Here is an 11,924-nt window from a genome sequence, read left to right as displayed (position 1 = left end):
CCCGGTCGTTGGAGGGATCGTGACACTTCTGACGAGGCGGGCAGGGGCGGGCTTGGCCGCCGTGGCGGCATGGGCGGGTCTGCTCGGCGGCCTGACCGGATGCACCCAGGACGGCAAGGCCCCGGTGGAGATCCAGCTGCCCGGCAAACCCCGTTCTCCGGACGAGGCCATCCGTATCACCCCCGACGACAACGCCAAGGAGGTCCCCGCGGACGGACGGTTGTCGGTCACCGTGCCCGAGGGCCGCCTGGAGCGGGTCGTCGTCACCAAGGTGGAGGACGCCCAGCAGGAAGAGGTCCCCGGCACCATCGCCGAGGACGGGCTCAGCTGGAGCCCCGACCCCGCGTCCGGACGGCTCGCGCTCGCCGCCAAGTACACGGTGGACGCCGTCGCCCTCGACGGGCACGACCGCCGCCAGGCCCGCCACACCACCTTCACCACCTACGTTCCCGAGGAACGGTTCATCGGCTACTTCAAGCCCGAGAACCGCTCGACCGTCGGTATCGGGATGATCGTCTCCTTCCGGTTCAGCCGCGCCATCGAGCGCCGCGCCGAAGTGGAGCGGGCCATTTCCGTCACCTCCGACCCGGGCACGCAGGTCGTCGGCCACTGGTTCGGGAAGGAGCGGCTCGACTTCCGGCCCAAGGAGTACTGGAAGCCCGGCACCAAGGTCACCGTGAAGATGGACCTGCGCGACATCGAGGGCGCGCCCGGCTCGTACGGAATCCAGGACAAGTCCATCACCTTCACCGTCGGCCGTTCCCAGATCTCCACCGTGGACGCGGCCGCGCACACCATGGAGGTCCGCCGGGACGGGCAGCTGGTGTCGACCGTGCCGATCAGCGCCGGGGCGCCCAAGACCACCACCTACAACGGGAAGATGGTGGTGATGGAGATGTTCGACGTCACCCGCATGAACGGCCAGACCGTCGGCTTCGGCGGCGAGTACGACATCCCCGACGTCCCGCACGCCATGCGCCTCACCGCCTCCGGGACCTTCCTGCACGGGAACTACTGGTCCAGCCCCGACACCTTCGGCACCACCAACCAGAGCCACGGCTGCGTGGGCCTGCGCGACGACAAGGGCGGCGGCTCCGACACCCCGGCCGGTTGGTTCTTCGACCGGACCCTCGTCGGGGACGTGGTGGAGGTCGTGAACTCGCAGGACAAGACGGTCGCCCCGGACAACGGGCTGGGCGGCTGGAACATGTCCTGGGCGGACTGGGTCGCCGGCTCCGCCATCGCCTGAGCCCGGGCGGCGGTCCCGCCCGGGAGAGTGATCACAGTGATCGAAATGCCGTAGCGGAGAGTGTCCGCACCGCGCGTCGCCGAAGCCTGCCGCCAGCCTGTCAGGGCAGATCAGGGCAGCAGGCAACGGACGGAGCGTCATGTCAGTCAGAAACTGGACCCTCGGGCTCGCGATCGGGGCCGTACTGGCCTCCGCCGCGCCCGCGGCCTTCGCGGAGGGTCCCGGTGGCGACCGCCCGGCGGCGGTCGCCAGAGCTCCGCTTCCCGACGGGCTGGGCCCCTGCGTCCCGGGCCGCTGCCCCGACCCGTTCCCGCCCATCGGCACCGACGGCGTCCCGCAGGGCCGCGACAACGGCATCAACATCTTCGCGGGCGGCGACTTCCGGGTCCGGGGCCGGGCCTCCGAGGCCGAGGGTCGGCTCGTCGTCCTCGGCGACTTCGACCAGGACAAGCAGGCGGGCGGGGACAGCCGCTACAACGTCGGCATCGTCGGCGCCGGATCGAGGGTCCCCCCGCCCGTCGGCGCCGACTTCCTCACCACCGGCGGCTCCGTCGACGTCGCGACCGGCGAACGTCTGCTCGCCGACGGCGGTGTGGTCCGGCACGCGGGCCCGGTCACCGGCGTGGTGACGGGCCGCCTGGTCCCCGACCCCGCCGCCGTCACCCCGTACGCGGGGCTGCGCGACCGGCTCGCCGCCGCCAGCCAGTGCTACGCCCGGGTCGACGGTCGCCCGCGCCCGGCCACCGGCACGGCCGTCGACAACGGCTACGAGACGCTGTTCACCGGCGACGGCACCTCCTCGCTCCAGGTCTTCAACGTCGACGCGAACCTGGTCGGCACCGGGGGAGGCCAGCAGGGCATCCGGTTCACCCGGGTCCCGGACACGGCCACCGTGCTGGTCAACGTCCTGGGCACCACCCGCACGATCAACACGTACAGCGGCGGCATCCAGGACACCGACCCCCTCAACGCCTACCGCGAGCGGCTGCTGTGGAACTTCCCCGACGCCACCACCGTGACCCTGACCGGCGGCGGCCAGTTCCAGGGCAGCTTCCTCATGGGGCAGCCGTCCTCGGAGACCACCGTCACCCTGCCCGGCATCAACGGACGCTTCTTCACGACCGGTTCGGTCACCCACGGCAGTGACACGATCGGGGGCGGCGGTCAGGAGTTCCACGCCTACCCCTTCGTCGGAGACCTGCCCTCGTGCGGCGGCCCGGTCCCGGTGACCGGCACGGTCTCGGTGCTCAAGCGGGACGAGACGACGGGAGCGGCGCTGCAGGGGGCGCGCTTCGAACTGTGGCGCGAGACGAACGGGGTCGCCGGCCTCCAGGACACCGCTCCGCGGGCCGACACCCTGGTCGCCGAATGCGTCACGCCGGTCGGCGGCGTCTGCGAGCGGACCACCGAGCCCGGCACCTACTACTGGCGCGAGACCGGGGCCCCGCTCGGCTACGACCTGGACGCGACCGTCCACGAGCTGACCCTCACGGCCGAGAACGCCTCGGCCGGCGTCCGGTACGTGGCGGACAACCGGCGCACCCCCGAGCCGCCGCTCGCCGCCCGGGTGGTGCTGCGCAAGACCGACCGGGCCACCGGCCTCCCGCTGGCGGGCGCGCGGTTCGAGCTGTGGCGGGAGAGCAACGGCTCCGCCGGTCTCCAGACGGACACGGCCGGCGGCGACACCCGACTCGACGGGGCCTGCGTCACGGACGCCCGGGGAACCTGCACGGTGGAGCTGCCGATCGGGCAGACGTACTACTGGCGGGAGACGGCCGCCCCCGTCGGCTACGAGACCCCGGCCGACCCGGCCACCCGGTTCGACCTGGACCGTGGTGACGTGGCGGACGGCATCGTCGTCGACGTCGCGAACACCCCGGTGGGCGAGGAGTACCGGGGCTCGATCCGGGTCGTGAAGCAGGACGCCAGGACCAAGCTGCCGCTGCGCGGCGCGGTCTTCGAGGTGTGGCAGGAGACCAACAACGTGCCGGGCCTGCAGACGCGCGGCGCCACCGCCGACCGTCGGGTCGCCCCGGGCTGCACCACCGACCGGACCGGCGTCTGCGACTTCGGTCCGCTCCCCGAGGGTTGGTACTACCTGGTCGAGACGGCCGTTCCCGCGGGCTACGTCCTGCCCGCGGACCGGGTCACCGGCCCGCTCCGGCTGGACGTCGGAACCCCGGACCAGCGGGTCGTGGTGACGGTACGGAACAAGCCGGTCGACCACGGCAAGGACGACCACGGCAAGGACAAGCACCCGAAGCATCCCAAGCACCCGAAGGGTGACCACGGGAAGGGCAAGCACTCCAAGAACCCCCAGCACTCCAAGAACCCTCCGCACTCGAAGCACCCCAAGCACCCGAAGCACTCCGAGCGCCCGAAGCACGCCAAGCACTCCAAGGGCCCTCGGGCCTGACCCCTCGGCGGCCGCCCCCACGGGTTCGGCCTGGTCACCCACCGTCCCGGACCACGCGGGCGGCCGCCGCGGCACCTCTCCGGGCAGTTGGGACGGAACGGTGACAAGACCGTGGCTCATCGTGATCTCTCGCTGTGATTACCTGTCGACAAGCGCGCGACAGTCCGCGCGCGGGGGACATGGGGAGAACACGAGTGAACCTGCAGCCGATACGCGGCCGTGCCCGCACCGGCCTGCCGGCCCTTCTGCTGGGGGCGGCCCTGCTGTTCACCACCGCGTGCAGCGGCGGTGGCGGTTCCAACAGCGGCGGCAGCGGTGGCGACAACGCCGGGGGTGGCGGTAAGACCGGTACCGAAGCCTCCAAGGCGGTCGTCAGCGTCAAGCCCGACGACGGGGCCAAGGAGGTCGCCACCAGTGGCGTCCTGAAGATATCGAGCACGGGCGGCAAGCTCAGCACGGTGACCGTGGCGGACACCAAGGGCAACGCGGTCGAGGGCAAGCTCGCCGACGACGGCGCCAGCTGGGAGCCGGCCCGCCACCTGGCCTCCGCCACCGAGTACAAGGTGCACGCGGTCGCCAAGGACGAGGCCGGCCGGGAGTCGGCCAAGGACACCACCTTCACCACCCTGACCCCGACGAACACCTTCGTGGGCCACTACACGCCCGAGGACGGCGCCACCGTCGGCGTGGGCATGCCGGTCTCGATCAACTTCACCCGGGGGATCACCAACCCCGAGGCCGTCGAGAAGGCCATCACCGTCACGGCCGAGCCGGCCGTCCAGGTCGAGGGCCACTGGTTCGGCAACGACCGCCTCGACTTCCGCCCCGAGAACTACTGGGCCGCGGGCACCAAGGTCACCGTGAAGCTCGCCCTCGACGGTGTCGAAGGCCGCCCCGGTGTCTACGGCAAGCAGACCCGTACGGTCACCTTCACCATCGGTCGCTCCCAGGTCTCCACGGTCGACGCGAGCACCAAGCAGATGGAGGTCGTCCGTGACGGCCAGGTGTTCAAGAACGTCCCGATCACCGCGGGCGCCCCGTCGACGACCACCTACAACGGTCAGATGGTCATCAGCGAGAAGTACGAGGTGACCCGGATGAACGGCGCGACCGTCGGCTTCGGCGGCGAGTACGACATCGCCGACGTCCCCCACGCCATGCGCCTGTCGAACTCCGGCACCTTCGTCCACGGCAACTACTGGGCCTCCTCGGGCACCTTCGGCTCCTCGAACGTCAGCCACGGCTGTGTCGGCCTGCGCGACCAGCGCGGCGGCGGCGACCCGGACGCCCCGGCGGCCTGGTTCTTCAACGAGTCGCTGATCGGTGACGTGGTCGTCGTGAAGAACTCGAAGGACAAGCAGATCGCCCCCGACAACGGCCTCAACGGCTGGAACATGCCGTGGGCGGACTGGATCAAGTAGTCACGAAGCGGACGTCCCGCGCGTCGCGTACGTAGTCCGGGTGGCCCGGTGCTGTGACCCACAGCACCGGGCCACCGCACGTTAACCGGCGCTAACCTGACCCTCATGACCCTCTCTCTCGAAGTCTCCGAAGGCGTCGGCACCATTCGTCTGGACCGGCCGCCCATGAACGCCCTGGACATCGCCACCCAGGACCGGCTGCGCGAGCTCGCGGTGGAGGCGACCGACCGCGCCGACGTCCGCGCGGTGATCATCTACGGCGGCGAGAAGGTGTTCGCGGCGGGCGCGGACATCAAGGAGATGCAGACGATGGACCACGCGGCGATGGTCGCCCGGTCCCGCGCGCTCCAGGACGCCTTCACCGCCGTCGCCCGGATCCCCAAGCCCGTCGTCGCGGCCGTCACCGGCTACGCGCTGGGCGGCGGCTGTGAACTCGCGCTGTGCGCCGACTACCGGATCGCCGCGGACAACGCCAAGCTCGGCCAGCCCGAGATCCTGCTCGGTCTGATCCCGGGCGCGGGCGGCACCCAGCGGCTGTCCCGGCTGGTCGGACCGTCCAAGGCGAAGGATCTGATCTTCACCGGACGCATGGTCAAGGCCGACGAGGCGCTGACCCTCGGTCTGGTCGACCGGGTGGTGCCCGCCGCCGAGGTGTACGAGCAGGCGCACGCCTGGGCCGCGAAGCTGGCGCAGGGTCCGGCGATCGCGCTGCGTGCCGCCAAGGAGTGCGTGGACGCGGGCCTGGAGGCCGACATCGACACCGGCCTGACCATCGAACGCAACTGGTTCGCGGGCCTGTTCGCCACCGAGGACCGCGAGCTCGGGATGCGCAGCTTCGTCGAAGAGGGCCCGGGCAAGGCGAAGTTCGTCTGAGTCGAGGCCTCGGCGGCGGGCCCTGGTCCTCCCTGTGGGTGGATTAGCCAGGCCTTAAGGCAGACTTAAGGAGAATCGGTGATCCACTCGCTGTGATCACTTTTGTGCGGGCTGTCACCGCAGGTCAAGCTATGCGCCAAGGCCTTCCGGTTGCCTCGCGCATATGACAGGACACCCCCTTGGAGTTGTTGAATCCGGGGGGTGTTTTCCTGTGGAACGGCCCGGGAGGGCGGGTCGGCCCTCCATGATGGGTGCATGGCGGGCCTGGAGGGTGTGGAACAGCCGCGGCAGCGCGGCAGCGCTTCGGCGGTACGGCTCACGGCGGCCGTTGAGGACGAACAAGGTCTCAAGGCGCTGGAGTTGTACGGAAATCCGGCCGAGGCCGAAGTGACACTGCCGTCCATGCCGGAGTCGGCGAGCACCGCGCGCCGGCTCACCCAGTGCGTGGTGGTCCGCCTCTGGGGCCTCTCTCCGCAGATCGCCGAGCACGCCGTCCTGCTGGTCTCGGAGCTCGTCGGCAACGCGGTCCGGCACACCGGGGCCCGTTCCTTCGGCTTACGCATGTTGCGGCGCCGGGGCTGGATCCGGGTGGAGGTGCGCGACCCCTCGCGGGGGCTGCCCTGCCTGATGCCGGTCCATGAGCTGGACACCACCGGCCGGGGCCTCTTCCTGGTCGACAAGCTGTCCGACCGCTGGGGCGCGGACCTGCTGCCGCGCGGGAAGATCACCTGGTTCGAGATGCGCGTCGCCGACCGCCAGAACACCTGAAGCCCCGGAGCGCCTGCCCCTGCCCTCGGAGCGCCTGCCCCCGGAATGCCTGAAGCCCCCGTGCGCCATGTGAGGCGGTGGGGGCTTCATGGGTGCGCCGAGGATCGGAAGGGGTGTGATCCTCGGCGTGGTGACTTCGCTCGGGTCAATGGGAAGTCGTGGTTCCGACTATGGCAGACGCCGGCCCGAACGCCAAAAGTCCCTACTTGGACATAAGTGGGCAAATAGTAAGACTTTCTAGCTAAATCCTAGGTGAGGTGGGCCACTCACCTCGCAATCTACGAATAAGTATCGACTGCTCTGTGTAAATCGTTGATCACATAGCGGCCTGACCACCCGATCGGCCCCTTCCGGCGACCGTCCTGAATTGGGTCAATCGTTATCTTCCGGGTCATCGCCCCCTTAAATGGGCAGGTGCTCTCACAACCAGGCCGCCGCGCGGCCCTGCGCGCGGCCGCCCTCGGGACGGCCGGCGCCGCCGCGGCCGGCCTCACCGCCGCCTGCGGCCCGGGTCGGCCCGCCACCGCGTCCTCCGGCCCGACGCCGGGCCCGGCTCGTCCGGCCCGCCCGGCACAGGCGGCCCCGGCCGCAGCCCCGCGGCGTTTCGCCGGTCAGCCCGTGGAGATCGGCCACGGCCCGCGCGACCGTCCCCAGGTCGCCCTCACCTTCCACGGCAACGGGGACCCCGCCATCGCCCGGTCGGTGCTGGCCGCGGCGGAGAAGGGCGGCGCGCGGGTCACCGTACTGGCGATCGGGACCTGGCTCGACGCCCACCCGGAGCTCGCCCGGCGGATCCTCGACGGCGGCCACGAGCTCGGCAACCACACCCAGCGCCACCTGGCGATCAACGACATGTCCGAGGCGCAGGCCTACGCCGAGATCACCGGCTGTGCCCAGCGGCTCAAGCGGCTCACGGGCTCCATCGGCACCTGGTTCCGGCCGTCCCAGACCCAGTACGCGACCCCGCTCGTCCAGAAGCTGGCCCAGCGGGCGGGCTACCCGCACGTCCTCTCGTACGACGTGGACTCCCTCGACTTCACCTCGCCCGGCGCCGCGGCCGTCATCCGCACCGTCATCGGGACGATCCGGCCCGGATCGGTGGTGAGCCTGCACTTCGGCTACGCGGACACGGTCGACGCGATGCCTCCCCTCCTCGAAGAACTCGCGCGCCGCGAACTGCGCGCGGTGACCACCACGGAGCTGCTGACCCCATGAAGACCACCCGCCTTCCCCGGAAGGCCACCGTGCTGCTGGCCGGTCTGGTCCTCGCCGCCCTGGCCGGCTGTGGATCGGCCGCGAAGGGGCCCGCCGAGGCGCTCGGCACCAAGGGCCCGGCCAAGCCCGTCAAGGCCGCGCCGGCCGCCCCGCCCGGTCTGCCCGGCATGCCGCCCGTACTCGATCCGAACGACGTCTACGCGGCGGACCGGCCGAACAAACTCTCCCCCGTGGTCAAGGACTTCCCGTCCCGCGTGTACGTGCCGAACACCAACTCCAACACGGTGTCCGTCATCGACCCGGCGACGTACAAGGTCATCGACACCATCCCGGTCGGCGTCCAGCCCCAGCACGTGGTCCCCTCCTGGGACCTGAAGACCCTGTGGGTCAACAACAACCGCGGTCACACCCTCACCCCGATCAACCCGGCCACCGGCGAGGCCGGCAAGCCCGTCGAGGTGCACGACCCGTACAACCTGTACTTCACGCCCAACGGCAAGTACGCGATCGTCATGGCTTCGATGGACAAGGAGCTGGTCTTCCGCGACCCGCACACGATGGACCGGGTGAAGACGGTCCCCGTGACCTGCTACGGCGTCAACCACGCGGACTTCTCCGCCGACGGCCGCTACTTCATCGTGAGCTGCGAGTTCTCCGGCGAGCTCCTGAAGGTCGACACCGAGCGGATGGAGGTCGTCGGCCAGCAGAAGCTGCCGTTCGAGGGCGCGATGCCGCAGGACGTCAAGGTCTCCCCGGACGGGAAGACCTTCTACGTCGCGGACATGATGGCCCACGGCATGTGGGTGCTGAGCGGCGACACGTTCGAGACCCCCAAGCTGCTGCCCACCGGCAAGGGTTGCCACGGCCTCTACGTGAGCCGCGACTCCAAGGAGATGTACGTCTCCAACCGGGGCGAGGGCACCATCTCGGTCTTCAACTTCCCCGAGAACAAGCTCACCAAGAAGTGGACCCTGCCGGACGGCGGCAGCCCCGACATGGGCGGGGTCTCCGCCGACGGCAAGGTGCTGTGGCTGTCGGGCCGCTACAACTCCGAGGTCTACGCGCTCGACACGCAGACCGGCAAGCAGCTCGCCCGGATCCCGGTGGGCGGCGGACCGCACGGACTCGCCGTGTACCCGCAGCCCGGCCGCTACTCGCTCGGCCACACCGGCATCTTCCGCTAGGGGATCCGGGTGAAGCGGTGCCCCGGGAGCTCGCACAGCTCCCGGGGCATCGCCGTCCATGCGTCGACCCGCGGGCCACCGGGCGAGCGGAGGGCGCTGCGCAAGTCGCTCGGCGAAGCCGTGGGGCGGACGAGATCTGTCACCAGGAAGGGGGGAAGGGCGGGGTCCGACCGGAATGCGGAACGTCGAACGACGCGTCGGTCGTGATCGCCATCTGATGGATCGCCCTTGTCGCCGCTCGTCCCTGGGAGCCCTGCGCTCCTGGTGTGGCGGCAATGCCATGACGTTATGTGGTCCCACCGGAGTGTGACAAGGGGGGTCTCGGTCCGCCCGGCCGGAATCGATAATTCCGTTCATGGGTCGGTGAGGGAACGGTCCTGTCGCGCGAACGGGACCCGAGGCGGGGGCGGACCGGGGCGGCCGCTACCCTGGGCCGGTCAACAAGGCATCAAGAAGGAGTGGACCCAGTGGCGGACATCGAGAGCGCACGGACGACGTTCGGCAAGTTCGACGTGAACGGTGACGGCTTCGTCACGGCCGACGAGTTCAAGGCGGCCATGGCGGCCATGGGCGACCCGTTCGTCACCGGCCCCGTCGCGGACGCCGTGATCGCCGCCAAGGACACGAACGGTGACGGCCTGCTGAGCTTCGACGAGTTCTGGGCCTCCCTGAACAAGTAGTCCCTCCGCCGACGCCCCGCCCCGGACCGCCGGAGCGGGGCGTCGGTGTGTGTCAGGCCTGCGGCCCGGACATGTCCTCGACCTCGCCCAGGGCCTCCTCCAGCCAGTGCAGCCAGAACGTCTCCAGGGCGATCCCGCCGTGCAGCACGAGCCGGCGCAGCCGGTCCTCCACGGCGTCCCGCTCCGGCGGGAAGTCCTTCTCCTCGATGGCCTCGTACTGCGCGAGCTGGTGCCGGTGCAGCTCCAGATGGCGCCGCAGCTCGGGACCGAGCCCCTGCGGCCCCACGACACCCGCCGCGCGGATCCGCAGCAGCAGCGGGTCGCGCATCGGCTTGGGGTCCTGGCTCTCGGCGACCCACCGGGCCAGCTCCGCGCCGCCCGCCGGCAGCACCTCGTACTCCTTCTTCTGCCCGCGCACGGGCACCTCGCTGGGCAGCTCCCGGATCAGCCCGGACTCCTCCAGGCGTCCCAGCTCGCGGTAGATCTGCTGGTGCGTCGCCGACCAGAAGTACCCGATCGACTTGTCGAACCGCCGGGTCAGCTCCAGCCCGGACGAGGGCTTCTCGAGCAGGGCGGTGAGGATGGCGTGCGGCAGCGACATGGCGCCATCCTAGGTTTGCGGCGCCGCCGCCCCCGCACGGCGGCCCCCGGACGGGCGCGGCCCGGTGGCGGAGCCCAGCCCTCGTGGCGAGGCTGGGGGCGTGGCTGCCGAATACGACTACTCGGACCTGACCGCCCTCTACGTGAACTGCACGCTCAAACGCTCACCCGAGACCAGCAACACCGAGGGCCTGATCGACAAGAGCCGCCGGGTCATGGAATCGGCCGGCACCCGGACCTCCCTCGTCCGCGCCGTCGACCACGACATCGCGACCGGGGTCTGGCCCGACATGACCGAGCACGGCTGGGAGAGCGACCAGTGGCCGGTCCTCTACAGCCGGATCATGGACGCCGACATCCTCGTCCTGTGCGGTCCCATCTGGCTCGGCGACAACAGCTCCGTGATGAAGCAGGTCATCGAGCGCCTGTACGCCTGCTCCTCGCTGCTGAACGAGCGCGGCCAGTACGCCTACTACGGGCGGGTCGGCGGCGCGCTGATCACCGGCAACGAGGACGGCGTCAAGCACTGCGCCATGAACATCCTCTACAGCCTCCAGCACCTGGGCTACGCGATCCCGCCGCAGGCCGACGCGGGCTGGATCGGCGAGGCCGGTCCCGGACCCTCCTACCTGGACCCCGGTTCCGGCGGCCCCGAGAACGACTTCACCAACCGCAACACCGCCTTCATGTCCTGGAACCTCATGCACCTGGCCGCCCTGCTCAAGCGCTCCGGCGGCATCCCGCCGCACGGCAACCAGCGCGCACAATGGGACGCGGGCTGCCGCTCCGACTTCCCCAACCCGGAGCACCGCTGAGCCCGTGCCCCCGTCCGGAGGAGGAAACCGGTGGAGCAACTGCTGAGGGTCCAGAACTTCACCGTCTCGCGCGACGGATTCGGCGCCGGTGAGAACCAGAGCCTGGAGAGACCGTTCGGCCACGCCGACCCCGGCGAGATGTTCGCCTGGGCCGGCGCCACCGCGAGCTGGCCCAACCGGACCGCCCCCGGAGGGAGCCGGGGCCTCGACGACTACCTCACCCGGGACTTCGCCCACAACATCGGCGCCGAGATCATGGGCCGCAACAAGTTCGGCCCCCAGCGCGGGCCGTGGGCCGACCACGAATGGCGCGGTTGGTGGGGTGAGGAGCCCCCGTTCCACACCCCCGTGTTCGTCATGACCCACCACCCGCGCCCCTCGTTCACGCTCTCCGACACCACCTTCCACTTCGTCGACGCCGACCCGGCCACGGCCTTGGACCGGGCGCGGGAAGCGGCGCGGGGCAAGGACGTCCGGCTGGGCGGCGGGACCACCACCATTCGAGAGTTCCTCGACGCCGACCTCGTCGACACCCTGCACGTGGCGGTCTCTCCGGTGGAGCTCGGATCGGGGGTGCGGCTCTGGGAGTCGCCCGAGGAGCTCCTCGACCGGTACCACCTCGACGTGGTGCCCAGCGCGAGCGGGGTGACGCACCACCTGTTCTGGCGCAGGTGAGGCACTCCGGGAGTCCGTGACGCGGCCT

Annotated in this window: 11 protein-coding genes; 10 read left to right on the top strand and 1 reads right to left on the bottom strand. The window is 70.6% G+C overall.

Going from position 1 to position 11,924, the window contains the following annotated elements:
• Positions 1-28: 28 nt before the first annotated feature.
• The 8 genes from BCL76_RS24735 (at position 29) to BCL76_RS24700 (ending at position 9,806) form a co-directional block, all read left to right on the top strand.
• Positions 29-1,249 carry a L,D-transpeptidase gene (locus BCL76_RS24735; protein ID WP_109781672.1) on the top strand — a complete coding sequence of 407 codons (1,221 nt, stop codon included), beginning with the start codon at positions 29-31 and terminating at the stop codon, positions 1,247-1,249.
• A gap of 139 nt (positions 1,250-1,388) precedes the next feature.
• Positions 1,389-3,665 (top strand): choice-of-anchor A family protein, encoded by a 2,277-nt coding sequence (locus BCL76_RS39105; protein ID WP_181382707.1) that lies wholly within the window; start codon positions 1,389-1,391, stop codon positions 3,663-3,665.
• Between the two features lie 179 nt (positions 3,666-3,844).
• Positions 3,845-5,086: a L,D-transpeptidase gene (locus tag BCL76_RS24725; RefSeq protein WP_181382706.1), complete on the top strand. Its 1,242-nt coding sequence runs from the start codon at positions 3,845-3,847 to the stop codon at positions 5,084-5,086.
• Positions 5,087-5,191: 105 nt separating this feature from the next.
• Positions 5,192-5,959, top strand: a complete 768-nt coding sequence (locus BCL76_RS24720; RefSeq protein ID WP_109781586.1) for an enoyl-CoA hydratase/isomerase family protein — start codon at positions 5,192-5,194, stop codon at positions 5,957-5,959.
• Positions 5,960-6,214: 255 nt separating this feature from the next.
• A complete protein-coding gene (locus BCL76_RS24715) occupies positions 6,215-6,727 on the top strand; it encodes an ATP-binding protein (RefSeq protein ID WP_109781585.1) in 513 nt (170 codons plus the stop codon).
• A 414-nt stretch (positions 6,728-7,141) separates the two neighbouring features.
• A complete protein-coding gene (locus tag BCL76_RS24710; RefSeq protein ID WP_181382705.1) occupies positions 7,142-7,942 on the top strand; it encodes a polysaccharide deacetylase family protein in 801 nt (266 codons plus the stop codon).
• Positions 7,939-9,126: a YncE family protein gene (locus tag BCL76_RS24705; RefSeq protein ID WP_109781584.1), complete on the top strand. Its 1,188-nt coding sequence runs from the start codon at positions 7,939-7,941 to the stop codon at positions 9,124-9,126. Before BCL76_RS24710 ends, BCL76_RS24705 begins: the two co-directional genes overlap by 4 nt.
• A gap of 467 nt (positions 9,127-9,593) precedes the next feature.
• Complete coding sequence (locus BCL76_RS24700) at positions 9,594-9,806, top strand: EF-hand domain-containing protein (RefSeq protein WP_030763906.1); 213 nt, start codon at positions 9,594-9,596, stop codon at positions 9,804-9,806.
• Between the two features lie 52 nt (positions 9,807-9,858).
• Here the strand turns inward: BCL76_RS24700 and BCL76_RS24695 are convergent, their stop codons facing one another.
• A complete protein-coding gene (locus tag BCL76_RS24695; protein WP_109781583.1) occupies positions 9,859-10,407 on the bottom strand; it encodes a PadR family transcriptional regulator in 549 nt (182 codons plus the stop codon).
• Between the two features lie 100 nt (positions 10,408-10,507).
• Here BCL76_RS24695 and BCL76_RS24690 point away from each other — a divergent pair, with 100 nt between their 5' ends.
• Together BCL76_RS24690 and BCL76_RS24685 are read left to right on the top strand one after the other, a co-directional pair.
• Entirely contained in the window at positions 10,508-11,221 is a 714-nt protein-coding gene (locus tag BCL76_RS24690) for a flavodoxin family protein (RefSeq protein WP_109781582.1), read from the top strand.
• Between the two features lie 30 nt (positions 11,222-11,251).
• Positions 11,252-11,896 carry a dihydrofolate reductase family protein gene (locus BCL76_RS24685; RefSeq protein WP_109781581.1) on the top strand — a complete coding sequence of 215 codons (645 nt, stop codon included), beginning with the start codon at positions 11,252-11,254 and terminating at the stop codon, positions 11,894-11,896.
• The last annotated feature ends 28 nt before the right edge of the window (positions 11,897-11,924 follow it).

It is taken from the genome of Streptomyces sp. CG 926 (assembly GCF_003148825.1).
GTDB lineage: Bacteria > Actinomycetota > Actinomycetes > Streptomycetales > Streptomycetaceae > Streptomyces.
The sequence above is the reverse complement of the archived record's forward strand: the minus strand, read 5'-3'. Positions and strand labels throughout refer to the sequence as shown.